Annotated in this window: 25 protein-coding genes; 12 read left to right on the forward strand and 13 right to left on the reverse strand. The window is 77.2% G+C overall.

The features are described from left to right. Positions 1-16: 16 nt before the first annotated feature. The 5 genes from HLV61_RS04835 to gdhA all read right to left on the reverse strand — a co-directional run bounded on the left by HLV61_RS04835 (position 17) and on the right by gdhA (position 4,241). Entirely contained in the window at positions 17-346 is a 330-nt protein-coding gene (locus HLV61_RS04835) for a TraR/DksA family transcriptional regulator (RefSeq protein ID WP_369253251.1), read from the reverse strand. Then, complete coding sequence (locus tag HLV61_RS04840) at positions 336-911, reverse strand: class I SAM-dependent methyltransferase (protein WP_369253252.1); 576 nt, start codon at positions 909-911, stop codon at positions 336-338. Before HLV61_RS04840 ends, HLV61_RS04835 begins: the two co-directional genes overlap by 11 nt. A gap of 107 nt (positions 912-1,018) precedes the next feature. Then, on the reverse strand, positions 1,019-2,293 hold the full coding sequence (locus HLV61_RS04845) for a YibE/F family protein (RefSeq protein ID WP_369253253.1): 1,275 nt from the start codon (positions 2,291-2,293) through the stop codon (positions 1,019-1,021). Between the two features lie 49 nt (positions 2,294-2,342). Continuing rightward, positions 2,343-2,834: an STAS domain-containing protein gene (locus tag HLV61_RS04850; protein ID WP_369253254.1), complete on the reverse strand. Its 492-nt coding sequence runs from the start codon at positions 2,832-2,834 to the stop codon at positions 2,343-2,345. Between the two features lie 57 nt (positions 2,835-2,891). Then, positions 2,892-4,241 (reverse strand): NADP-specific glutamate dehydrogenase, encoded by a 1,350-nt coding sequence (gdhA, locus tag HLV61_RS04855; RefSeq protein ID WP_369253255.1) that lies wholly within the window; start codon positions 4,239-4,241, stop codon positions 2,892-2,894. Positions 4,242-4,487: 246 nt separating this feature from the next. Between gdhA and HLV61_RS04860 the strand changes: the two genes are divergently transcribed. The 7 genes from HLV61_RS04860 (at position 4,488) to HLV61_RS04890 (ending at position 9,568) form a co-directional block, all read left to right on the forward strand. Next, on the forward strand, positions 4,488-4,988 hold the full coding sequence (locus HLV61_RS04860; protein WP_369253256.1) for an Hsp20/alpha crystallin family protein: 501 nt from the start codon (positions 4,488-4,490) through the stop codon (positions 4,986-4,988). A gap of 103 nt (positions 4,989-5,091) precedes the next feature. Further along, positions 5,092-5,478 carry a helix-turn-helix domain-containing protein gene (locus HLV61_RS04865; RefSeq protein ID WP_369253257.1) on the forward strand — a complete coding sequence of 129 codons (387 nt, stop codon included), beginning with the start codon at positions 5,092-5,094 and terminating at the stop codon, positions 5,476-5,478. 16 nt (positions 5,479-5,494) lie between these two features. Continuing rightward, a complete protein-coding gene (locus HLV61_RS04870; RefSeq protein ID WP_440284467.1) occupies positions 5,495-5,806 on the forward strand; it encodes a metal-sensitive transcriptional regulator in 312 nt (103 codons plus the stop codon). Between the two features lie 24 nt (positions 5,807-5,830). After that, positions 5,831-6,040, forward strand: a complete 210-nt coding sequence (locus tag HLV61_RS04875; protein WP_369253258.1) for a heavy-metal-associated domain-containing protein — start codon at positions 5,831-5,833, stop codon at positions 6,038-6,040. Between the two features lie 26 nt (positions 6,041-6,066). Further along, positions 6,067-6,948: a hypothetical protein gene (locus HLV61_RS04880; RefSeq protein WP_369253259.1), complete on the forward strand. Its 882-nt coding sequence runs from the start codon at positions 6,067-6,069 to the stop codon at positions 6,946-6,948. Then, the gene (locus tag HLV61_RS04885; protein ID WP_369253260.1) at positions 6,945-9,221 is read left to right on the forward strand and encodes a heavy metal translocating P-type ATPase; all 2,277 of its coding nucleotides are present in this window, start codon (positions 6,945-6,947) and stop codon (positions 9,219-9,221) included. The genes HLV61_RS04880 and HLV61_RS04885 overlap by 4 nt, the downstream gene beginning before the upstream one ends. Next, positions 9,218-9,568 (forward strand): hypothetical protein, encoded by a 351-nt coding sequence (locus HLV61_RS04890; RefSeq protein ID WP_369253261.1) that lies wholly within the window; start codon positions 9,218-9,220, stop codon positions 9,566-9,568. The genes HLV61_RS04885 and HLV61_RS04890 overlap by 4 nt, the downstream gene beginning before the upstream one ends. Here the strand turns inward: HLV61_RS04890 and HLV61_RS04895 are convergent. Together HLV61_RS04895 and HLV61_RS04900 are read right to left on the reverse strand one after the other, a co-directional pair. Continuing rightward, positions 9,554-10,483 (reverse strand): M56 family metallopeptidase, encoded by a 930-nt coding sequence (locus HLV61_RS04895; RefSeq protein ID WP_369253262.1) that lies wholly within the window; start codon positions 10,481-10,483, stop codon positions 9,554-9,556. The two genes, HLV61_RS04890 and HLV61_RS04895, sit on opposite strands and share 15 nt — an antisense overlap. A 1-nt stretch (position 10,484) precedes the next feature. Further along, a complete protein-coding gene (locus HLV61_RS04900) occupies positions 10,485-10,850 on the reverse strand; it encodes a BlaI/MecI/CopY family transcriptional regulator (protein WP_369253263.1) in 366 nt (121 codons plus the stop codon). A 185-nt stretch (positions 10,851-11,035) separates the two neighbouring features. Here HLV61_RS04900 and HLV61_RS04905 point away from each other — a divergent pair, with 185 nt between their 5' ends. The 3 genes from HLV61_RS04905 (at position 11,036) to cydC (ending at position 17,013) form a co-directional block, all read left to right on the forward strand. Continuing rightward, the gene (locus HLV61_RS04905; RefSeq protein ID WP_369253264.1) at positions 11,036-12,598 is read left to right on the forward strand and encodes a cytochrome ubiquinol oxidase subunit I; all 1,563 of its coding nucleotides are present in this window, start codon (positions 11,036-11,038) and stop codon (positions 12,596-12,598) included. 12 nt (positions 12,599-12,610) lie between these two features. Beyond that, a complete protein-coding gene (gene cydB, locus HLV61_RS04910; protein WP_369253265.1) occupies positions 12,611-13,624 on the forward strand; it encodes a cytochrome d ubiquinol oxidase subunit II in 1,014 nt (337 codons plus the stop codon). A gap of 65 nt (positions 13,625-13,689) precedes the next feature. Continuing rightward, positions 13,690-17,013 (forward strand): thiol reductant ABC exporter subunit CydC, encoded by a 3,324-nt coding sequence (gene cydC / locus HLV61_RS04915; RefSeq protein WP_369253266.1) that lies wholly within the window; start codon positions 13,690-13,692, stop codon positions 17,011-17,013. Here cydC and HLV61_RS04920 read toward each other — a convergent pair. The 5 genes from HLV61_RS04920 to HLV61_RS04940 all read right to left on the reverse strand — a co-directional run bounded on the left by HLV61_RS04920 (position 17,006) and on the right by HLV61_RS04940 (position 21,280). Continuing rightward, positions 17,006-17,656 (reverse strand): response regulator, encoded by a 651-nt coding sequence (locus HLV61_RS04920; RefSeq protein ID WP_369253267.1) that lies wholly within the window; start codon positions 17,654-17,656, stop codon positions 17,006-17,008. The genes cydC and HLV61_RS04920 overlap by 8 nt on opposite strands. Further along, positions 17,653-18,882 carry a sensor histidine kinase gene (locus HLV61_RS04925; RefSeq protein ID WP_369253268.1) on the reverse strand — a complete coding sequence of 410 codons (1,230 nt, stop codon included), beginning with the start codon at positions 18,880-18,882 and terminating at the stop codon, positions 17,653-17,655. Before HLV61_RS04925 ends, HLV61_RS04920 begins: the two co-directional genes overlap by 4 nt. Positions 18,883-18,925: 43 nt before the next feature. Next, positions 18,926-20,131 (reverse strand): hypothetical protein, encoded by a 1,206-nt coding sequence (locus HLV61_RS04930; RefSeq protein WP_369253269.1) that lies wholly within the window; start codon positions 20,129-20,131, stop codon positions 18,926-18,928. A gap of 118 nt (positions 20,132-20,249) precedes the next feature. Then, positions 20,250-20,564 (reverse strand): hypothetical protein, encoded by a 315-nt coding sequence (locus HLV61_RS04935; RefSeq protein WP_369253270.1) that lies wholly within the window; start codon positions 20,562-20,564, stop codon positions 20,250-20,252. 77 nt (positions 20,565-20,641) lie between these two features. Beyond that, entirely contained in the window at positions 20,642-21,280 is a 639-nt protein-coding gene (locus HLV61_RS04940; protein ID WP_369253271.1) for a hypothetical protein, read from the reverse strand. A gap of 19 nt (positions 21,281-21,299) precedes the next feature. Here HLV61_RS04940 and HLV61_RS04945 point away from each other — a divergent pair, with 19 nt between their 5' ends. Together HLV61_RS04945 and HLV61_RS04950 are read left to right on the forward strand one after the other, a co-directional pair. Further along, entirely contained in the window at positions 21,300-21,554 is a 255-nt protein-coding gene (locus HLV61_RS04945) for a hypothetical protein (RefSeq protein ID WP_369253272.1), read from the forward strand. Between the two features lie 133 nt (positions 21,555-21,687). Next, positions 21,688-22,083, forward strand: a complete 396-nt coding sequence (locus tag HLV61_RS04950; protein ID WP_369253273.1) for a nuclear transport factor 2 family protein — start codon at positions 21,688-21,690, stop codon at positions 22,081-22,083. Between the two features lie 19 nt (positions 22,084-22,102). On the opposite strand, the gene eutC is transcribed toward HLV61_RS04950, so the two are convergent. Then, positions 22,103-22,834 (reverse strand): ethanolamine ammonia-lyase subunit EutC, encoded by a 732-nt coding sequence (gene eutC / locus HLV61_RS04955; protein ID WP_369253274.1) that lies wholly within the window; start codon positions 22,832-22,834, stop codon positions 22,103-22,105. Between the last annotated feature and the right edge of the window lie 10 nt (positions 22,835-22,844).

A 22,844-nucleotide genomic window follows, 5' to 3' on the forward strand; every position in this document is an offset into this window, starting at 1 on the left:
TGCCGCCCGGGGCGGCTCAGCGGGCGCAGGTGATGCAGGTGCGGGCGGTGGGGCGGGCGGCGAGGCGCTCGGGGGCGATCGGCCGGCCGCAGGACTCGCAGCGGCCGTAGGTGCCGGCCTCGACGGCGGTGACCGCGGCGTCGACGTCGGCCAGCCGACGGCGCGCGGCCTCCAGCAGCGCGGCCACCTGCTGGCGCTCGAACGCGATCGTCGCGCCCTCGGGGTCGTGCTCGTCGTCGGCGTTCGACGCCCGCGACGCGGCGACGATCGCGTCGAACTCCCGGGTCAGCGCCTCGACCTGGGCCTGGGCGGCCGCCCGCTCCGCCCCGAGCCGGTCAGCGCTCACGCCGCAGCAACCGCAGCGACCCGGTGCCGGGCAGCTCGGTGAAGTCCCCGGAGGCCAGCACCCGCCGGTAGACGCCGAAGGGCGCCTGCCCGCCGTCGGCGGGGTCGGGGAAGACGTCGTGGATGGCCAGCGTGCCGCCGACGGCGAGCTTGGCCACCCAGGCGTCCTGGTCGCGGCGGGCGGACTCCTCGGTGTGGCTGCCGTCGAGGAACAGCAGCGCCGGCGGCGTCGACCACAGCGGGGCGAGCACCTCCGACCGCGCGACGACGGCGACGACGACGTCCTCGGCACCGGCGTCGGCGATGGTGCGGCGGAACCGCGGCAGGGTGTCCAGGAGCCCGACGGCGGGGTCGACCAGCGACGGGTCATGGTACTCCCAGCCCGGCTGGTGCTCCTCGGAGCCGCGGTGGTGGTCGACGGTGACCACCTGCCGGCCGGTCTCCCGCGCGGCGGCGGCGAGGTACAGCGCCGACTTGCCCATCCACGTGCCGATCTCCAGCAGCGGGCCCGGCACCTCGACCGCGCGGGCGGCCTCGTACAGGGCGCGGCCCTCGTCGTCGGGCATGAAGCCGGGGGCGGACCGGGCGGCGGCCAGCAGTCGAAGGACCCCGTCCCCCTCCCGCCTCGCGAGCTCGGCGCGAGCCTCTGGACGGGGCCGGGAGGAGCTCGTGTTCACCGGGCGAATCTCGCACGCAGCGACGACAGGCTCCGCTCCGGGGCGGCGCCGGCCGCCGTCCCCGCCGCGGTGGCGAAGAACGCACCGACCGCCGTCGTCACCGGGACCGCGAGCACCAGCGCGATCGCGCCGACCATGGTGCGGATGACCTCCTCGGCCACCACCGTGCTGGTCAGGGTGACGCCGGCCGGCTGCGTGTAAACCTCGAAGAGCAGCAGCAGCGGCAGCGCGGCCCCCGCGTAGGCGAAGACGATGGTGTAGACGGTCGAGGCGATGTGGTCGCGGCCCACGGCCATCCCGCGGCGGTAGAGCTCCCGCGGGCCCATCGCCGGGTCCACCTCGTGCAGCTGCCAGATCGCCGAGGCCTGGGTGATCGTGACGTCGTTGAGCACGCCGAGCCCGGCGACGACGACCCCGGCGATCACCAGGCCGGAGAAGTCCAGCGTCGGGTCGAAGGTGCCGAGCTGGACGGTCTCCTCGCTCGTCAGCCCGGTCAGCTTCGCCACTCCGACGGCCACCGAGCCGAGCACGGTCACCAGCGTGAGGCCGAACAGGGTGCCCACCAGCGCCGTCGTCGTCCGGGCCGACAGGCCGTGCGCCAGGTAGAGGACGACGAACATGATCGCCGCCGAGCCGACCAGGCTGACCAGCGTCGGCGAGGACCCGGCGAGCAGTGCGGGCAACACGAACTGCAGCAGGACGACGAACGCGAAGGCCAGGCCGACCAGGGCGGCGAGCCCGCGCAGCCGGGCCACCGCCCCGACCACGACGGCGAAGGCCACGGCGAGCACGACCATCGGCGTGGTGCGCTCGAAGTCGGAGAACTGGTAGTTGGGGCCGCCCTCGGCGCCGGGGTCGCGGGTGAGCACGATCGTGTCGCCGTCGGCCACGCCGTTGGCCACGACCTCGGCCGACAGGTCCACCTGCTGGTAGTCCCCCGCGCCCTCGCCCTCGAGGACCTCGACGACGGCGGTCGCGCAGGTCGCCGCGACGGTGCCGGTGTCCCCGCACGGCAGGGTCTGCAGCGACACCACGCGGGCGTCGGCGTAGGTGGTGCCCGGCGGGAGGAACGTCGCCGCGACCTGCTCGGCACGGGTGGGCTCGCTGCCGGGCCACAGGACGACGAGTCCGACGACGGTGGCCAGGCCCACGGGCACCAGGAGCACGAGCATCAGCCGGACCGCGCGGCGTCGCCGCGTCAGCGTCTCCGGGCTCGGCGGCGGCGCGTCGGGGTCCGGGCCGTGGGAGTGGGCGTGGGAGGAGGGCGGCACCCGGTCAGGCTAGGAGCAGCCGCGGCCCCGCCACCGCCCGACACCGCGGTCAGGCGCTGCGGCCGCCGGGCCCGTCGGGCCGCCGCGCCTGTGCCCCGGACGGCGGCGAGCCGCCGCCGTCGGCGGGACCCGCGGCGTCGTCGACCACCTCGAAGCGCCGCCACAGACCGGTCAGCTGCAGCGGGCGGGCGACGGCCTGGGGCGGTGAGACCAGGGCGACGGTGACCGCGCGCGGCTGCGTCATGCGCTGCAGCTGCACGAGGACGGCCATCCCGGCGGAGTTCATGTACGTCACCGCGCCGAGGTCGAGCTCCAGCCGCGACAGGGTGGGGACCGACAGCAGCTGGTCGGTGACCACGCGGACCAGAGGACGCCGCGCGGCCTCGGTCAGCTCCCCGGTGACGGTCACCCGGCTGATCTCGCCGTCGAGCTCGGCGGTGACCTCGGGTGCGGCCGGGCCGTCCGGCCCGTCGTGCTGGTCGTCTGCGCCGCGGTCGTGGCCGGCGGTCGGCTCCTCGCCGGTCGGTTCGGACTGGTCCATGGGGGTGCACTGCCCGCTGTCCGGACATCCCATGCGGGGCCCTGAGTCCCGGGCGGCTCAGATGAGCCCGTGCGCGTGCACGGCCTCGGCGACCTGGAGGAACCCGGCGACGTTCGCGCCGAGGACCAGGTCACCCGGGGAGCCGTACTCCTCGGCGGTGGCGGCGCACCGCTGGTGGATGCCGCGCATGATCTCCTCGAGCCGGTCCTCGGTGTGCTCGAAGGTCCAGCGGTCGCGCGAGGCGTTCTGCTGCATCTCCAGCGCGGAGGTGGCCACTCCCCCGGCGTTGGCCGCCTTGCCCGGCGCGAACGCGACCCCGGCGTCCCGGAACACCCGCACCGCGTCGGGGGTGGCCGGCATGTTGGCACCCTCGACGACGTAGCGGCAGCCGCCGCGGGCCAGGACCGCGGCGGCGTCCCCGTCGAGCTCGTTCTGCGTCGCGCTGGGCACCGCGACGTCGCAGGGCACGTCCCAGATGCTGCCGCCGGCCACGAACGACGCCGACGGGACGCGCTCGGCGTAGGCGTCGATGCGGGCCCGCTCGACCTCCTTGACCTGCTTGAGGACCTCGAGGTCGATGCCCTTCTCGTCGACGACGTAGCCGCTGGAGTCCGAGCAGGCGACGACGGTGCCGCCGAGCTGGTGCACCTTCTCGATGCCGTAGACCGCGACGTTGCCCGAGCCGCTCACGACGACCCGCGTGCCGTCGAAGGACTCCCCGGCGGCCTCCATCATCGCCTCGGCGAAGAAGGCCGCGCCGTAGCCGGTGGCCTCCGTGCGCACCAGTGCACCGCCCCAGCCCAGGCCCTTGCCGGTGATGACCCCGGACTCGTAGCGGTTGGTGATCCGCTTGTACTGGCCGAACAGGTAGCCGATCTCCCGGGCGCCCACGCCGATGTCACCGGCGGGCACGTCGGTGTACTCACCGAGGTGCCGGTAGAGCTCGGTCATGAACGACTGGCAGAAGCGCATGACCTCGGCGTCGGAGCGGCCCTTGGGGTCGAAGTCCGAGCCGCCCTTGCCGCCCCCGATGGGCATGCCGGTGAGCGCGTTCTTGAAGACCTGCTCGAACCCGAGGAACTTGACGATGCCGAGGTTGACCGACGGGTGGAAGCGCAGGCCGCCCTTGTAGGGCCCGAGCGCGGAGTTGAACTCGACGCGGAACCCGCGGTTGATCTGCACCTCGCCGGCGTCGTCCTGCCACGGCACCCGGAAGATGACCTGCCGTTCGGGCTCGCAGATCCGCTCGACCGTCTTCATCTCGGTGTACTCGCTGTGCCGGCCGAGGACGACTGCCAGTGACTCGAGGACCTCACGGACCGCCTGGTGGAACTCCGGCTCCGCGGGATTGCGCCGCAGCACCTCCTCGTGGATGCGCTCGACCACCGGCGGGAGGCTGTCGGCCACGGGTGTCCTCCGCTCCTCGATCGGATCCGGCCGGATCCGCGACGGGGTCATCCTGCCGTGTGCGGGCCCGCGTCCGGTCACCAGGAGGGATGCCCTGGGTGGGCGGGTGACCCCGAGGACGCCTCGAGACGGATCGGCCGCAGGATGTTTACAGCGGCACGCAGAAGAGGTAATCTGCAGTTGCCACTAGAGGTTCACCCCTCGGGCAGCGAACTCCACACCGGATCTCCCAGGAGGTTCACCGCCATGATGCTGACCGCGTACGACCCGTTCGCCGCCACGTCCGCCGCCTTCCGCGCGCTGGACCAGCTCGCCGGCCGCACCGGCACCGCCCGCCAGCTGTCGGGCATGCCGATGGACGCCTACCGCGTCGGCGACAAGTTCGTCGCCCACTTCGACCTGCCGGGCGTGGACCCGGGCTCGATCGACCTGTCGGTCGAGGGCACGACCCTCACCGTCAGCGCCGAGCGCTCGGTCCCGCAGCTGGAGAACGCGGAGTGGGCCGTCGCCGAGCGGCCCTACGGCGCCTACACCCGGCAGCTGGTGCTCGGCCGCAGCCTCGACACCGACCGGCTCGAGGCCAGCTACCACGACGGCGTGCTCACCGTGAGCATCCCCGTGGCGGAGAAGGCCCGCGCCCGCAAGATCACCGTGACCCGTGCCGACGTGCCGGCCGCGGTGGAGAGCCGCACCATCGAGGGCGAGTCGGGGTCCGCCCACGGCGAGACCAAGGCCGTCGAGAGCTGATCGGCGAGCTGATCGGCGAGCTGATCGGCGACCGCGCGGGGCCGGGCCGGTGTGGCCCGGCCCCGCGCCGTATCCGCGTCCCTGCCGGCGAGGAGGAGCTCGCGTGAGCACCGACGGCGCCCCCGAGCCGGCCGACGCGCTCCGGCGGCTCGACGACCCGGACTTCCCCGCACTGACCATGAGCCAGGCCGCGGCACTGCTCGGCGTCCAGGCCGCCTTCCTGCGCAGCCTCGACGGCTCCGGCGTCCTGCAGCCGCACCGCTCCCCCGGCGGCCACCGCCGCTACTCGCGCCACCAGCTGGTACTCGCCGCGCGGCTGCGCGGCCTGCTCGACGAGGGACACACGCTCGCCTCCGCCGAGGTCATCCTCGGGCTGCAGGACGAGCTCGCCGACGCCCGCGCCGACACCGCGCGGCTCCGTGACGCCGTCGACCGGCTCCGCTCCGCGCGGGACGACGACGGCGCCGTGCGTGACACCCCTGGGGGGTAGGGGTACATTCGTCCGCGTGAGCGACCCGGAGAGCGCCCCCGGCCATGTGCACGGCTACATCCACCGCAAGGACGACCACCTCAGGCGGCTGCGCCGCATCGAGGGTCAGGCCCGCGGGCTGCAGCGCATGGTCGAGGACGAGAAGTACTGCATCGACATCCTCACCCAGGTCTCGGCGATGACCTCCGCCCTGCAGTCGGTGGCGCTGGGCCTGCTCGAGGAGCACCTGTCGCACTGCGTCGCCGAGGCCGTCGCCAGCGGGGGGCCGGAGGCCGACGCGAAGGTCCGCGAGGCCTCCGCCGCGATCGCCCGCCTCGTCCGTTCCTGACCCCACCCCGTACCGGAGGACCCCATGAGCACCGCCACCTACACCGTCAGCGGCATGACCTGCGCGCACTGCGTCTCCGCGGTCACCGAGGAGGTCAGCGGCCTGCCCGGCGTCACCGACGTCCAGGTCGACCTGCCCAGCGGCGGGCTGACCGTCACCAGCGACGCCCCCCTCGACGACGACGCCGTGCGCGCCGCCGTCGAGGAGGCCGGCTACGAGGTCGCCGGCCGCTGACGCGGCCGGTCGCGAGGGAGGACGCCGTGCGCACCACCACCCGGGTCGCCGCCACGTTCGTGGGCGCCGCCGCCGTCCTCGCCGCCGGCTGGGGCGCCGGTGCCCTCGCCGGCCCGGTCGGGGAGCCGCCGGCCGCCGCGGAGGAGCACGGCGGCGGGCAGCACGCCGACGACGGCGGGCACGCGCCGGCCGCCGCGACGGTCCCCGACCTCCCCGCCGGGCTCGCCGTCTCCGCCGAGGGGCACGCCCTCGACCTCGCCGACGACGCGCTGCCCGCCGGCGCCGCCGTTCCGCTGTCCTTCCGCGTGCTCGGGCCCGACGGCACGCCGGTGACCGCCTACGACACCGTGCACGAGCAGGACCTGCACCTGGTCGTGGTCCGGCGCGACCTCACCGGCTACCAGCACCTGCACCCCGTCCTCGCACCCGACGGCACCTGGACGACGACCGTGGCGCTGCAGCCCGGCTCGTGGCGGGTACTGGCCGACGCCACGCCCACCGCCCTCGGCTCCGGCCTCGTGCTCGGCGCCGACCTCGCCGTCGGCGGGACGTGGGAGCCGGCTCCGCCGCCCGCACCGTCGGCGACCGCGCAGGTCGACGGCTACACGGTCACGCTCGACGGCGACCTGGTGGCCGGCGAGGAGTCCGAGGTCCTCCTCACCGTGACCCGCGACGGCGTCCCGGTGACCGACCTGCAGCCCCACCTCGGCGCCCGCGGCCACCTGGTCGCACTGCGCGCCGGCGACCTCGGCTACCTGCACGTGCACCCGACCGGAGGCTCCGGTGCGGAGGTCCGCTTCGCCGTGCGGGTGCCCGCGGCCGGCGACCACCGCCTGTTCCTCGACTTCCGCCACGGCGACGTCGTCCGCACCGCCGCCTTCTCCCTGACCGCCCGGAGCGCCCCGTGACCACCCCCACGCAGATCGAGCTGTCGATCGGCGGCATGACCTGCGCGTCCTGCGCGGCCCGTATCGAGAAGAAGCTCAACCGGCTCGACGGCGTCACCGCCACGGTCAACTACGCGACCGAGAAGGCACGCGTGAGCTTCGGCGACGGCGTCGTCCCCGAGGACCTCGTCGCCACGGTGGAGAAGGCCGGCTACACCGCCGCGCTGCCCGCGCCCCCCGCGGAGGACGACGTCCCCGAGGCCGATCCGGACGCCGGCCTGCGGCAGCGGCTGCTCGTGTCGGCGCTGCTCAGCCTGCCCGTGGTCGTCCTCGGGATGGTCCCGGCCCTGCAGTTCGAGTACTGGCAGTGGCTGTCGCTGACGCTGACCGCGCCGGTCGTCGTCTGGGGCGGCTGGCCGTTCCACCGCGCCGCCTGGACCAACCTGCGCCACGGCGCGGCCACGATGGACACCCTCGTCTCCCTCGGGACCCTCGCCGCTCTCCTGTGGTCGCTGTACGCGCTGTTCCTCGGCACCGCCGGGGAGCCGGGCATGACGCACCCGTTCTCGCTCGCCGTCTCCCGCAGCGACGGCAGCGGCGACGTCTACCTCGAGGCCGCCGCCGGCGTGACGACGTTCCTGCTGGCCGGCCGCTACGCCGAGGCGCGCGCCAAGCGGCGGGCCGGCTCGGCGCTGCGGGCGCTGCTGGAGCTGGGCGCCCGCGAGGTGTCGGTGCTGCGCGGCGGCGCCGAGGTCCGCGTGCCGGTGGGGCAGCTGCACGCCGGCGACCTGTTCGTCGTCCGGCCCGGCGAGCGGGTGGCGACCGACGGCGAGGTCGTGGAGGGCGCCTCGGCGGTCGACGCCTCGATGCTCACCGGCGAGTCGATGCCCGTGGAGGTCGGCCCGGGCGACACCGTCGTCGGCGCGACGGTCAACGCCGGTGGCCGGATGGTCGTGCGGGCCACCCGCGTGGGCGCGGACACCCAGCTGGCGCAGATGGCCCGGCTGGTCGAGGAGGCACAGAACGGCAAGGCGCAGGTGCAGCGGCTGGCCGACCGGGTGTCGAGCGTCTTCGTGCCGGTCGTGCTCGCCCTGGCGCTGGCCACGCTCGGCTTCTGGATCGGCACCGGCGCCGGTGTGGCCGGGGCGTTCCCCGCCGCCGTCGCCGTGCTGATCATCGCCTGCCCGTGCGCGCTCGGGCTGGCCACGCCGACCGCGCTCATGGTCGGCACCGGCCGCGGCGCGCAGCTGGGCATCCTGGTGCGCGGCCCCGAGGTGCTGGAGTCCACGCGGCGGGTCGACACCGTCGTCCTCGACAAGACCGGCACCGTCACGACCGGCCGGATGAGCCTCGCCGGGATCACCGCGGCCGACGGCGAGGACGCCTCCGAGGTCCTGCGCCGCGCCGGCGCGCTCGAGGACGCCTCCGAGCACCCGATCGCCGCCGCCGTGGCCGCCGCCGCCCGCGAGCGCTGCGGGCAGCTGCCGGCCGTCAGCGGGTTCCGCAACGAGGCCGGGCGAGGCGTGCGCGGCACCGTCGAGGGCGTGCCGGTCGTGGTCGGCCGGCCGTCGCTGGTGGGCGCGCTGCCCGCGGAGCTCGCCGCGGCGGTGGCCGACGCCGACGCCGCCGGGCGCACCGCGGTCGCCGTCGGCTGGGACGGCGCGGTGCGCGGCGTGCTCGTCGTCGCCGACACGGTGAAGCCCACGTCGGCGGCCGCGGTGCGGCAGCTGCGCGACCTGGGGCTGCGGCCGGTGCTGCTCACCGGTGACTCCGTGGCCGCCGCCCGCGCGGTCGCGGCGGAGGTCGGGATCGAGGACGTCGTGGCCGAGGTGCTGCCGCAGGACAAGGTCGACGCCGTCCGGCGGCTGCAGGCGCAGGGCCGCACGGTGGCGATGGTCGGCGACGGCGTCAACGACGCGGCCGCGCTCGCCCAGGCCGACCTCGGGCTGGCGATGGGCACCGGCACCGACGTCGCCATCCAGGCCAGCGACCTCACCCTCGTGCGCGGCGACCTGCGCGCCGCCGCCGACGCCGTCCGGCTGGCCCGCCGCACGCTCGCGGTGATCAAGGGCAACCTGTTCTGGGCGTTCGCCTACAACGTCGCCGCGCTGCCGCTGGCGATGGCGGGGCTGCTCAATCCGATGATCGCCGGCGCCGCGATGGCGTTCAGCTCGGTCTTCGTCGTCACCAACAGCCTGCGGCTGCGCCGGTTCGCCCCGCTCGGGGAGAATCGCGACACGACGACAGCGGTGCCCTCCGGCCGGCCGCTGGTGACCACCGGGAGTGCCCGATGACCCGTGCCCTCCTCGCGCGGTCGATGGCCGTGGTGGGCGTCGGTGCCGGACTCGCGCTGCTGGCCCGCCCGCGGCAGGTGGCCGCCGCGGTGTCACCGGAGTACCCGCCGAGCCGGCTGTGGGTGGCCCGGCTGCTCGGCGCGCGGCTGCTGGTGCAGCACGCGGCCGTGCTGGCCGCGCCCCGGCCGGCCGTCCTGCGCGCCGCGGCCGCCGTCGACCTCGTCCACGCGGCGAGCATGGTGCCGCTGCTGCGGTCGGCCCGGTACGGCCGCGCGGCGCGGCTCACCGGCGGCGCCGCCGCCGGCACGGCGCTCGCGGCCGTCGCCCTCGGCTCAGAACGCCGGTAGCAGCAGCAGGACGGTCGGGGCGAGCAGCAGCAGCCCCGCGCCGGCGAGCGCGCCGACACGGGCCGGCGCGGGCAGCGGCGCGGGCGGGTCGAGCAGCCGGACGACGCGGGCGCCGACCGCGCTGCCGCCCACCGCCAGCGCGCCGTCGGGCACCCCGCCGCCGGCTCCCCCGGCGGCGACGACGATGGCCTGCGCGAGCGTGCGCCGCGGGTCGGGCACGGCGAGCGAGGCGAGCGCGCGGTCGTCGGCGCGCATCTCCACCAGTTCGCGCACCGCGGCGTGCGCGCGGGCGGCCGCGGGCAGCACCGGCAGCGCCGCCTCCCACGCCACGAACGGCAGCAGGTAGAGGTGGTGGTGCTCGGCCAGGTGCGCCCGCTCGTGCGCCACGACGGCGGCCAGCTGACCGTCGTCGAGCTCGGCGACCATCCCCGAGGACAGCACCAGCAGCGGGCGGGCGCCGGGGATGCAGAAGGCCACGGGCGCGGGGTGCTCGAGCAGCCGCGCGTCCGGGACCGCGGCCGAGGGCTGCACGACGAGCTCCAGCAGCTCCCGGTGCCGGCGGCGGGTGCGGGCGGTGCGCGCCCACGACAGCGCGAGGACGCCGAGCAGCTCGAGGGCGAGGACGGCGGCCAGCGTCAGGGTGACCCAGTGGTCGCCGCGGACGGGCTCGCGGGCCGGGTGCGCGGTGAGCACCGCCCAGCCGGCCTGCGGCAGCGAGTGGCCCCACGGCGCCAGGCCGTGCACCAGCAGCGCCCCGATGATCGACAGGCCGCCGGCCAGCCCGATCGCCTGCCAGCAGACCAGGGCCACGAGCGGGTCGCGCCGCGGCCAGCGGGCGCGCCCCAGCAGCGCCGGCACCGGCCAGGCGAGCAGCGCCGCGAGGACCGCGAGCGCCGCGGCGGTCGCGGGCAGCACGTCAGCGGGTGCGGGCGTCCGGTGCGCTCCGGTCCAGCAGCTGCCGCAGGAGGCGGGCCTCCTCCGGATCGACGCCGCCGACGAACCGGGCCAGCACCGCCTGCCGGTCGCCGGCCTGGCCGAGGACCTCGTGCATGAGCTCGGCGGCGTGCTCGGCGCGGCTGGCGCGCGGGCGGAACCGGCGCGGCCGGGCGTCGTCGTGCTCGACGAAGCCCTTGCCCTCCAGCCGGGACAGCACGGTGTGCACGGTGGTCAGCGCGAGGTCGCGGTCGGCGAGCGCGTCGCGCAGCTCGGTCGCCGCCACCGGCCCGTCGGCCGCCCACAGGACGTCCATGACGGTGCGCTCCAGGTCACCCAGCGACGCCACGGCTGCTCCTCCCGATCGACGGTCCTCTACGCAGCGTAGAACGCTCCCCGTCGCGACGTCCCCCCTGCCCGGGCCGATGTCCGCGACCTCACACGCCGATCCTCTACGAGTTGTAGAAAACGACTTCTACGAGGCGTAGAAAGAGTGTGTCGGCCTCTCCGGCACACACAAGAGGAGCAGCGCGCGTGGACGTGCTCGACATCGCCCGGTGGCAGTTCGGCATCACGACCGTCTACCACTTCCTGATGGTCCCGCTGACCATCGGCCTGGGGATCCTGGTCGCCGTGGTGCACACCCAGTGGGTGCGCACCGGCAAGCCCGAGTACCTGCGGATGACCCGCTTCTGGGGCCGGGTCTACCTGGTCAACTTCGTCCTCGGCGTGGCCACCGGCCTGGTGCAGGAGTTCCAGTTCGGGCTGGCCTGGAGCGAGTACTCCCGCTTCGTCGGCGACGTGTTCGGCTCGCTGCTGGCGATGGAGGCGCTGCTCGCCTTCTTCCTCGAGTCGACCTTCCTCGGCCTGTGGATCTTCGGCTGGGGCCGCATCCCGAAGAAGCTGCACCTGGCCACGCTGTGGGCCGCCGTCATCGGCTCGATCGTCAGCGCGTACTTCATCATCGCGGCCAACTCGTGGATGCAGCACCCGGTCGGCGTCACCGTCGGCGACGACGGCCGCCCGCAGCAGGTCGACTTCCTCGCCGTGCTGACCAACAACACCGCCCTGGCCGCCTTCTCGCACGCCGTCGTCGCCGCCCTCGTGGTCGCCGGCGCCCTGCTCGTCGGCATCGGCCTCTACCAGCTGCGCCGGCGGAAGCTGGCCGACCGGCCCACGACCGACGTCGACCACGCCGTGTGGCGCCGCTCGGTCCGGCTCGGCGGGTTCGTCTCGCTGGCCGCCTTCGTGCTGGTCGCCGTCACCGGCGACTGGCAGGGCAAGCTCATGTACCAGCAGCAGCCGCTGAAGATGAGCTCGGCCGAGGCGCTCTGCGAGACCGAGGCGCCGGCGCCCTTCTCGGTCTTCGCCTGGGCCAAGCTCGGCTCCAACGAGTGCGACGACGTGCACAGCTACACCGTGCCCGGCCTGCTCTCCTTCCTCGCGCACGGCGACTTCTCCACCGCCGTCCCCGGCGTCAACGAGCTGCAGGAGGAGTACTCCGAGGTCTACGGCGCCACGTACCCCGACGACCCGTCCTTCGGCGACCGGGCCGGCGAGACCATCGACTACACGCCGGTGCTCGCGGTCACCTACTGGAGCTTCCGGCTCATGATCGGCATGGGCGGCGTCTCGGCCGGGGTCGCGGCCTATGCGCTCTGGTCGACCCGGCGCGGGCGGGTGCCCACCTCGCGGATCGGCGTCTACGGGTCGCTGCTGGCCGTCGGCGCGCCGTTCGTGGCCAACGCGACCGGGTGGATCTTCACCGAGATGGGCCGCCAGCCCTTCGTCGTCCACCCCAACCCCGACGTCCCGGTCGGCGAGCAGGTGTACTTCTTCACCGCCCAGGCCGTCTCCCCCGGCGTCACCGCCGCAGAGGTGTGGACCTCGCTGATCAGCCTCGGCCTGCTCTACGGCGCGCTCGCGGTCGTCGAGCTGTTCCTCCTCGTGCGGCTGGTGCGCACCGGCGTCACCACCGGCGACACCACGCCGACCCCACCTGCGGTGGGCAGCTCGCACCGGGACGACGGATCCGACGACGACCCGCGTCCCGGCGACGACCGCGCCGACGACGACGTCCTCTCCTTCGCGTACTAGGAGTCCTCGACCATGGACCTGCAGACCCTGTGGTTCGCCGCCGTCGCGGTGCTGTGGACCGGCTTCCTGCTGCTCGAGGGGTTCGACTTCGGCGTCGCCGCGCTGCTGCCGGTGCTCGGCCGGCGGACCGCCGACCGGCACCTCATGCTCCGCACCATCGGCCCGGTGTGGGACGGCAACGAGGTCTGGCTGATCACCGCCACCGGCGCGGTGTTCGCCGCCTTCCCCGGCTGGTACGCCACCTGGCTGCCGGCGCTCTACCTGCCCTTCGTGCTGGTGCTGCTCGGCCTGATCGTGCGGGCGGTGGCCTTCGAGTGGCGGCACGGCTCGCACGACCCGCGCTGGGACGCCACCTGGACCCGCGTCATCACCGGCGGCTCGCTGGTGGCGGCGGCCGGTGTCGGCGCGGCGCTGGGCGCCACCACGCTCGGCCTGCCGATCGACGCCGACGGCGTGCGGGTCGGCGGCGCGTTCGCCGGCCTGGGCCGGGCCTCGCTGCTCGGCGCGGCCGCGGTGGTCGGGTTCTCTCTCGTGCACGGCGCGCTGTTCCTGGCGCTCAAGACCGACGGCCCGCTGCGGCTGCGGGCGCGGGCGTTCGCGCTGCGCTGGTCGCCGGTGGCCGCGCTGCCGCTGCTGGCGTGGGCGGGGCTGGTGCAGCTGCGCTCGGGCACGGCGGTCACCGCGGTGCTGTGGCTGGTCGCCGCGCTGGCCGTCGTCGTCACCTGGACCCGGGTGCGGCGGGACCGCGAGGGGCAGGCCTTCGCCGGCTGGGCCACGGTACTGCTGGCCTCGACGGCCACGCTGTTCGGCGCGGCGTTCCCGGTGGTCGTGCCCTCGACGATCGACCCGGCCTTCGACGTCACGATCGCGCAGGCCTCGGTCAGCGACTACACGCTCACCGTCATGACCTGGGTGGCCGCCGTCGGCCTGCCGGTGGTGCTCGCCTACCAGGCCTGGACCTACTGGGTGTTCCGCCGGCGGCTCACCGCCGAGCCGACCCACGACGACACCCGCGTGGCTGCCTGATGGGCAGACATCGGGATGAAGGCCCCTCTCGGGGGCCGCTGGCGCCGCTGGCGGGCGTCCCGGGCGTGCCCGGCGCGCTGGCCCGCGCGGCGGCCGCCGCCCTCGGCTCGACGGTGGGGCTCGTGCTGCTCGCGGCCGGTCTCGCGCACGCGGTCGCCCGGGCCGCCGGGTACGCCGACGGCGCGGCAACCGGCCCGCTGGCACTGGCCGCCGCCGGCGCGGTGCTCCGCGCGCTCGCCGGAACGCTCGGCGAGCGGGCCGCCGCCCGCGACGCCCGCCGCGCCGAGGACGGGCTGCGCCGCGCCCTGCTCGGCCGGCTCGCCGCCTCGCCCGCCGCCGTCGCCGCCGCGGGTGGCCCGGCGCCGGCCGCGGTGCTGGCCACCACCCGGCTGGCCGACCTCGCGCCGGCGCTGGCCACCTACGTGCCGGCGCTGGCCCAGACGCTCGTCGTCCCGCCGGTGCTGCTGGTCGTGCTGGCCGTCACCGACCTGCTCTCGGCCGGCCTGGTGGCGGTCACCCTGCCGCTGGTCCCGCTGTTCCTGGCGCTGGTCGGGCTGGCCACCCGCGACGGCACCACCGGCGCCGCCCGCGCGCTGGACCGGCTGGCCGCCCACGTCGCCGAGCTGGTCCGCGGCCTGCCCGTGCTGGTCGGCCTCGGCCGCGCCGCCGACCAGGTCACCGCGCTCGCCGAGCTGGGCGAGGCCACCCGCCGCCGCACGCTGGCGACCCTGCGGCTGGCCTTCCTCTCCGCACTGGTGCTCGAGCTGATCGCCACGCTGTCGGTGGCGCTGGTCGCGGTCACCGTCGGCCTGCGGCTGGTGCACGGCGACCTCGACCTCGCCGTCGGCCTCACCGCGCTGCTGCTCGCGCCGGAAGCCTTCGCCCCGCTGCGCGCCCTGGGCTCCGCGCACCACGCCGGTGAGGCCGCCACCCTGGCCGCCGCCGAGGCCCGCGCCGTGCTCACCGCCCCCGGCGGCCGCTCGCCCGTGGCTCCCGGGGACGACGACGACCCGCGCGGTGCCGACGTCGCCGTCCGCGACCTCACCGTGCGCCACCCCGGCCGGACGTTGCCGGCGCTGCCCCCGACCGACCTGGACCTGCGCCCCGGCGAGCTGGTCGTGCTGCGCGGCGCCAGCGGCTCGGGCAAGTCGACCCTGCTGGCCGCGCTCACCGGCGCGCTCGACCCCTCCGCCGACCTCGCGGGCACGGTCACCGGCGTCCCGTCCGGCGGGATCGCGCTGGTCCCGCAGCACCCGCGGACGACGGCGCCCACGGTGGCCGACGAGCTGCGCCGGCACGCCGCGGCCGAGCCCGGGGTGGACGCCGTGGTGGCCGAGGCGTTCGTCATCGAGGCGCTGCAGCGGGTCGGCGCCGAGGCGCTGGCCGGGCGCGACTGCACCACCCTCTCCCCCGGCGAGCTGCAGCGGGTGGCGGTGGCCCGCGCGCTGGTGCGCGTCCGCCGCGGCGCCCGGCTGCTGCTCCTCGACGAGCCGACCGCGCACCTCGACGACGCCTCGGCCGCCCGCGTCGCCGCCGTCCTGGCCTCCCTGCGCGGCACGGTCACGGTCCTCCTGGTCACCCACGACCCGGCCCTGGCCGCCCTCGCCGACCGCACCGTGACGCTGTCCTCGCCGGCGGCGGCACCGGTCCCCGCCGCGAGATCGGCGGTCTCGCCGCCCGCGGCCGCCGACGGCCACGGGACCGCCGATCCCGCGGTCCCGGCCGTCCCCTCGGTCCCCGCCGCGACGGCGACGGGCCTCGGCTGGCCGCGGCGCGCACTGGCCCGCGCACTCGCGGCGGGCGCCGCCTCGTCCGGCGCGGGCGTGGCGCTGACCGCCGTCTCCGGCTGGCTGATCGTCCGGGCCGCGGAGATGCCGCCGATCCTCACGCTGCTGGTCGCCATCGTGGGCGTGCGCGCCTTCGGCCTGGGCCGCGCCGCGCTGCGCTGGGTCGAGCGGCTCGCCGCGCACGACGCCGCGCTGCGCATGGCCGCCGACCTGCGGGTGCGCGTGTGGCGGGCGCTGGCCGCGCAGGGCGTGGCCGCCGACCGCACGCCGGGCAGCGCGCTGGCCCGCGTGGTGGGCGACGTCGGCCTGGTGCAGGACCTCTCGGTGCGCGTGGTGCCGCCCGCGGTGGTCGCCGGCACCGTCCCGGCGCTCACCCTGGCCGCGCTGGCGCTCGTCTCCCCCGCGGCCGCGGGCACCGCCGCGCTCGTCCTCGCGGCCACCGCCGCGCTGGTGCTGCTCGCGCACCGCCGGGCCGACGCCGGCGCCGCCCGCACCGAGGGCACGCTGCGGGTGGCCGCGCTGCGCGACGTCACCACGGCCCTCGACGGCGCGGCCGACCTGCGCGCCCACGGCCTGGCCGCGGCCACCGCCGCCGAGCTCGCCGGCGTCGCCGACCGCCGCTCCGCCGTGGCCGCCACCGGCGCCCGGGCCGGCGCGCTGGGCACCGGCCTGGTCGTGCTCGGCACGGGCCTGGCCGCCGTCGCCGCCACCGCGGTCGGCGCCGCCACGGGCCTCGGCGGCCCGGCGGTCGCGGTGCTGGGGCTGGCGCCGCTCGCGCTGGCCGAGCCGCTCGGCGGCCTGGTGTCCGCGCTGCAGCGCCGCGGCGCCCTGGCCGACGCCCGCGCCCGCCTCGCCGCCGTCCTCACCGCCCCGGTGCCCGCCGACCCGGCCGAGCCGCTGCCCGCTCCGGACGCCGTCCGCGACCTCGCCGTCACCGGCGTGACCGCCGGCTGGCCCGGCGGCCCGGACGTGCTGCGCGGCCTGACCACGCGGGCGACCGCCGACGGCGGCTGGCTGGTGGTGCGCGGCCCCTCCGGCGCCGGGAAGTCGACGTTCCTCGCCGTGCTCCTGGCCGCCCTGCGGCCGCGGTCGGGCCGCTTCGCCCTCGGCGGTGTGGACACCGCGCGGCTGACCGGCGAGGCGGTCCGCTCCCGCACCGCCTGGCTGCCGCAGGACGCGCACGTGTTCGCCTCGACCATCCGCGCCAACCTGGCGCTGGCCGCGCCACGCGGCCGGCTGACCGGTGCCGAGGGCGAGGCGCGCATGGCCGCCGCGCTCTCCGCCGCCGGCCTCGGCCCGCTGCTGGCCGGCCTGCCCGAGGGCCTGGACACCCCCGTCGGCGCCGGCGGCACCGCGCTGTCCGGCGGCGAGCGGCGCCGGCTGGCCGCGGCCCGCGCGCTGCTGGCCGACCGCGACGTCGTCCTGCTCGACGAGCCGACCGCGCACCTGGACCCGCCGACCGCCGCCGCGCTGGTGCGCGACCTGCGCACCGCGCTGGCCGGACGGGTGGTGGTCTGCGTGACCCACGACGACGCGGTGGCGCAGCCCGGCGACACCGTCGTCCGGCTCGGCGCGGCAGCCCCGGTGGGCGCCGCTACCTGACGAAGCCGGACCGGTAGGCCAGCACCACGGCCTGCGTCCGGTCCCGCGCACCGGTCTTGGCCAGCACCGCCGCGACGTGGCTGCGCACCGTCTCCACCCCGAGCACCAGCGCGGCGGCGATCTCGGCGTTGCTGCGGCCGTCGGCCATCAGCCGCAGCACCTCGCCCTCCCGCGCGGTCAGCCGCGCCAGCCCCGGTCCCCCCGCCGGGCCGGCCGCGCCGACGTGCCGCCGGGCCAGCTCGCGGACCGCGTCGGGGAACAGCAGCGACTCCCCGCGGGCGACGGTGCGGATGCCGTGCAGCACCTCCTCCGGCGTCGAGCGCTTGAGGAGGAAGCCGTCGGCGCCGGCGGCGAGGGCGTCGAACACGTGGTCGTCGTTGGCGAACGTGGTCAGGACCAGCACGCGCGCCGCCGACCCGGCGCGGACCAGCGCCCGGGTGGCCGCGATGCCGTCGACCCCCGGCATGCGGACGTCCATGAGGACGACGTGCGGTGCGGTCCGCCCGACCAGGTCGAGCACCTCCGACCCGTCACCGGCCTGGCCGACCACCTCCAGGTCCGGCTCGGCACCGATGATCGCGGCCAGGCCGCTGCGGATCAGCGGCTCGTCGTCGACCAGCGCGACGCGGACGACCCCGGTCACCGCAGCGACCCGCGGGCGTGCACCGGCAGGCGCACCGCCAGCACCCACCGGCCGTCGTCCCCGGGCCCGGCGTCCACCACCCCGCGCAGGTCCCGCGCCCGCTCCCGCAGGCCCCGCAGGCCGCGGCCGCCGCCCGAGGCCCCGGGCACCGTGCCGGGGAGCTCGTTGGCCAGCCGGATCCGCAGGTCGCCGGCGGCCTCCACCTCCAGCCGGCACTCCGCGCCGGGTGCGTGCCGGAGCGCGTTGGTCAGGCCCTCCTGCACGATGCGGTAGGCCTCCCGCGACACCACCGCCGGCAGCGCGTCGACCCGCCCGGTCACCGAGACCTCCACCCGGGCACCGGCGTCGCGGGCGGTGCCGACGAGCGCGTCGAGGTCCCGCAGGTCGGGCACCGGGCCGGTGCCGGCCGGGGCGCCGGACTCCTCGTGCAGCAGCCCCAGCACGTGGTCGAGGTCGACCAGCGCGCGGCGGGCGGCGTCCTCGGTGGCGCGCATCGCCGTCTCCGCCGCCGCGGGGTCGCGGGTCAGGAGCCGGCGGGCGGCCCCGGCCTGGACGGTGACCAGGCTCAGCGAGTGGCCGACGCTGTCGTGCAGCTCGCGGGCCACCCGGTCCCGCCCGGCGAGCAGCGAGACCGACGCCTCGGCCGCGGCCAGCCGCTCGGCCGCGGACCCGGCCAGCAGCCGGGGTGCGAGGACGGCGAGCCCGCGGCCGAGCAGGTGACCGCCGCCGAGCACGGCGACGGCGAGGACGGTGGCCAGGACCAGCCGCACGCCCCAGCCCCCGGGGACGCGGACCCCGCCGAACAGGCCGCCCGCGTCGGGCGTCGCGGCCAGCAGCACCGCCGTGGGCAGCCCGACGACGAGCAGGCCGCCGGCCACTCCCCCGGCCAGCACGTGCAGCACGAGCAGCGATGCGGTGCGCGCCCGCTGCCCCGCCGTCGTCGACGGGCCGACCCGCTCCTCCGCGCGGCCGGTGAGCAGCGCCGCGACCGCCGCGCCCTCGATCGACCGGCTCTCGGCGAGGGCGCCGACGGCGGCCGGCGGTGCGGCCACCACGAGGAGGGCGAGCGGAGCCGCCACGACCGGCGGCAGGCCGGAGGTGAGGAGGACCTCGACCGGCAGGGCCAGGACGACGCCGACCGCGAGCGCGAACGCCCCGCCCAGGAGCAGGTACACCCACCGGTGCAGCTCCCGCCGCAGCGCGGGTGACGGGGCGGTCGGCACCACGGCGCCATCCTGGCAGGCCAGGGCGGTCACGAGCGGGCGGCGATCACCGGCGGACGGCGAGCGGCGGCTGTCCCTGCCCGCACGCGGTGCACGCGCCCCGGCGGCGCAGCGCGTAGGCGGTCACCGCGGCGGCCAGCGCGAGACCCCACGGCAGGGTCGGGAAGACCAGCAGGAACGCCGCCTCGAACGGGTCCCCCGAGGCCAGCCCGGCGATGCCCATGCCGATCATCCCGGGGCTGGCCGCGAGCAGGACGACGGCCACCAGCCCGCCGGCGACCACGGGCACCCGCACCGGCACGGGCCGGCCGCGCAGGACCGGCACCCAGGACGGCCAGACCTCGCCCCACGGCCGGACCAGCCCGATCGTCAGCACGGCCCCGCCCAGCGCCGCGACGCCCAGCGCCAGCCCGAACAGCCGCAGCGCGGGGTCCGACGCGTCGGGCAGCCCCACCGGCCACGGCGTCAGCCAGGTCATCCGCAGCAGCCCGTAGGGCAGCGGGCCGGCGGCGGCCACCAGCGTGGCCACCCGTCCCCACCGGGCGGCGGCCTCCGGGCGGGTCCAGGCGGGACCGGGACGGCCGCAGGCGGCACACGCCCCGACGGCGGCACGGCGGGCGAGGACCCCGAGGACGGCGAACAGCACGGCGCCGCCGATCAGCAGCGCCAGGTGCCCGCGGGACGGCAGCTCCCTGGCCAGCGGCCCGCCCAGCTCCCCGGCGAGGCGGGCGATCGTGCCGGGCCGCAGCACGCCACTGACCAGCCCGGCGGCCACGACCAGGACGACGGCGCCCAGCCACGGCCGCGCCCGGCGGCTGCGCAGCGCGCCGATCGTGAACACGACCAGGAAGGTGGCGGGCGCGACGATCGCGGTGAGGTAGCCGAGCAGCACCAGCGCCCGCGTGTCGGCGGCCAGGACACCCAGGCCGCCGGCCACCGCGAAGGCGACGGCCGCGCCGGTCCCGGGCCGGTGCAGCGCGGCCGCCGCCGCGGCGGCCAGACCGCACCCGGCGAGGGCGAGCACCACCCAGGCGGTGGTCGTCGACGGCAGCACGGTCAGCAGTCCCGAGCCGCCGTTCTCGTCGCCGCCCTCCAGCCCCGGGCGGCTCCCCGGGTCGAGGAGCCACCACGCGGCGAGCACGAGGTGCAGGGCGCTCCAGGCCGCGGCGGTCCAGAGGACCGGACGCGGCAGCCGGGCCCGGGGCACCGGGGCGGTGGCTGGCGGCAGGGGCGGGGACACGGGAACGGCCACGGGGACCTCCGGTGGTGCTGCCCGGGCGGCTCCCGGGCGGACGCCGTCCAGCCTGGGAGCGCGGGCGCCCGGGCAGCTCCCCCGCGCGGGGGGACCCGCTCCGCCGCGCGGGGGGAGTTCAGGCGGCCGTGGTCAGCGGGTGGCCCCGTGCGGCCCGCGCGAACGGCGGGACCCGGCGCACCTCGAAGCCGGGGCTGCGCGGCAGCTGCGGGTCGACGACCAGCGGCACCCCGGCCGGGTCCCCGAGCAGGGGGTGCGCGGTCCGGTCCCAGCCGAGCTGCGCGCACAGGCGGTCGGCCAGCTCCGGGCGGACGCGGACCTCGCGGGGCGGGGCGGCGCCCGGCTCCCACGCGACGGCGAGGAGGTCCCTCGCCAGGCCGGTCAGCGGGCGGTGTGCGACGGCGGGAGTGCGGTCGATCGCGGTGGTGACCATGACGAGCCTCCTGGGCGGACCCCCGTGCTGCTGGTCCCTGTCTACCGCCGGGGTACGACGGTTCCCGGCCCGCCGCGTCAGGCCGCGGGGACGTCGACCGGGACCTCCGGGCCGAGCGTGGCGCCCTGCAGCAGCCGCAGGTCGTCGCCGGACCAGAAGCTGCCCGGGTCGTACCAGTTGCGCGGCCGGTCGGCGGGCAGCAGGCCCATCGCGGTGTAGGTGGCCGCGACCAGCTCCGCGCAGAACACCGTCTCGGCCGCGGTGCCGCGGCGCAGCCGGCCGGTGAGCCAGCCGCCCACCAGGCCGCGGGTGGTCGGGAAGGGCCGGCCGTCGAACCGGGCGACCGTGCGCAGGACGGCGTCCTCCATCCCAGGCGTCACCCCGCCGTCGTCGGCCGGGCCGACCAGCTGGCGCAGCCACGCGCGCTGCCCGTGGCGCTGCCGCCAGGTGACGACGGCGTCGCGCAGGTCGTGCAGCTGCACGCCGCGCTGGTGCACGCCGGTCCAGGCGTCGGGCAGCGAGCGGCCCAGCTCGGCGTGCCAGAGCAGCGGCGGGAGGTCCTCGAGGACGACGGCCATGCCCACGTGGTTCACCGGCGCGTTGGTCACCGCCCGGATCGCGCGGTCGGCGAGCGAGGCCCCGCGGAACACCCAGACGTCACCGGTGCGGGTCAGCTCGACCGCCTCGTCCAGCGACAGGGTCCGCGGCGGCGTCACCCGGCTACGGTAGGCGACCGTGCGCGCACCCAAGCGGATCTGGAAGCTGCTCGGCCTGGCCGGGCTGGCCGGCGTCGCGGCCACCGGCGCGGTGCTGGTCCGCGGCGAGCGGCAGCGCCGCGCGTACACGCCCGAGGACGTCCGCGCCCGGCTGCACGAGCGGCACGCCGCGGCGGCCGCCGTCCCGGGACCCGGAGCCGGGGACGAGCCGCCCGGACCGGTCGGGGTGCCCGGCCGCCGGTGGCCGCGTCCGCGGCTGCGCCGTCGCCGCTGACGGACCATCCCCCCGCGCGGACACTCGGCGACCGCCACACCGGGCCGCGCACGGACCCCTCCCCCGCCGCGGACGCCGGGTCGACACTGCTCGCGCCGTCCACGGGGGATCCGTCCTCGGGAGGGAGAGCACCGTGTCCGAGCACCCCAACCTCGCCCGCATGCGGGAGGGCTACGAGGCCTTCGCCAAGTCGGACCTGGCCGCGCTGACCGAGCAGTGGCGCGCGGACATCCGCTGGCACGAGCCGGGCAGCACCCCGCTCTCGGGGGACTACGAGGGCCCGCAGGCCGTCTTCGGCATGTTCGGCCTGCTCATGGAGCTCACGGAGAACAGCTTCCGGGCCGATCCCGTGCTGATGTGCGCCGACGACGAGCACGGCACGGCCCTGGTCCGGTTCACCGCCCACCGCGGGGACCGGCACCTCGACACCCTGGTCGCCCAGGTCGTCCGCTTCGACGGCGACGGGAAGCTCGCCGAGTTCTGGAACGCGCCGACCGACCAGCCGCTCATGGAGCGGTTCCTCGCCTGAGGCGTCCCGGCGCTCCCGCTCAGCCGGACGGGAGCGCCGGTCCCTCGTCCTTCAGGGCCACGCCCGAGGCGCCGAGCTCGCGGGCGCCGGAGAGCAGCGCGGCCACGGTGTCGGCGGCCTGCGCGTAGGACAGCCCGTGCGGCGGGCGGACGTTGGAGACGCAGTTGCGCTCGGAGTCCACCCGCCCCGGCCGCGGGTCCCAGGTGAGGTAGGCGCCGAGGGAGTCCGCCGAGGACAGCCCCGGCCGCTCGCCGATGAGCACCACCACCGCGCGCACGCCGAGCGCCGCGCCGACGGCGTCGCCGAGCGCCACCCGCGCCTGCGTGGCGACGACCAGCGGCGCCACCGACCAGCCGGGCAGCCGCTCGATCAGCGCGGCGGCGAGCCCCGGGCCGTGCTCGCGCACCGCCCGCGGCGAGAGCCCGTCGGCGAGCACGACCGCGAGGTCGGCGCCGGTCGCCGGCAGCGTCGTCCCCTCGGCGAGCTGCCGGCCGAGGTCGGGTCGCTGCAGGTAGGTGGCCCGGTCGGGCGCGGCGGAGGCGACGACCAGGACCTCGCCGTCGAGGTCGGCGCGCAGCCGGTCGACGTCCAGGGGCGAGTGGACGGCGTCGCGCGCGGCGGCGTGCGCGGCGCGGAACTCCAGCTCGCGGGCCGTGGGCAGTGCGTCGCCGGCCCGGCCGAGTGCCACCCGCGCCCGCGTGGCCGACCGGAGCACCGCCCACGGGTCGTCCCCGGCGGCAGGAATGGCCATCTCCGCCGCC

The sequence above is a fragment of the Geodermatophilus amargosae genome (genome assembly GCF_041028265.1).
Taxonomy (GTDB): domain Bacteria; phylum Actinomycetota; class Actinomycetes; order Mycobacteriales; family Geodermatophilaceae; genus Geodermatophilus; species Geodermatophilus amargosae_A.

Bases quoted from the DNA above. Each gene is read 5' to 3' on its own strand.
- HLV61_RS04860 (WP_369253256.1), top strand. From the start codon at position 4,488: ATGATGCTGACCGCGTACGACCCGTTCGCCGCCACGTCCGCCGCCTTC.
- HLV61_RS04890 (WP_369253261.1), top strand. From the start codon at position 9,218: ATGACCCGTGCCCTCCTCGCGCGGTCGATGGCCGTGGTGGGCGTCGGT.
- eutC (WP_369253274.1), bottom strand. From the start codon at position 22,834: ATGGCCATTCCTGCCGCCGGGGACGACCCGTGGGCGGTGCTCCGGTCG.
- HLV61_RS04840 (WP_369253252.1), bottom strand. From the start codon at position 911: ATGCCCGACGACGAGGGCCGCGCCCTGTACGAGGCCGCCCGCGCGGTC.
- HLV61_RS04935 (WP_369253270.1), bottom strand. From the start codon at position 20,564: ATGGTCACCACCGCGATCGACCGCACTCCCGCCGTCGCACACCGCCCG.
- HLV61_RS04875 (WP_369253258.1), top strand. From the start codon at position 5,831: ATGAGCACCGCCACCTACACCGTCAGCGGCATGACCTGCGCGCACTGC.
- HLV61_RS04850 (WP_369253254.1), bottom strand. From the start codon at position 2,834: ATGGACCAGTCCGAACCGACCGGCGAGGAGCCGACCGCCGGCCACGAC.
- cydB (WP_369253265.1), top strand. From the start codon at position 12,611: ATGGACCTGCAGACCCTGTGGTTCGCCGCCGTCGCGGTGCTGTGGACC.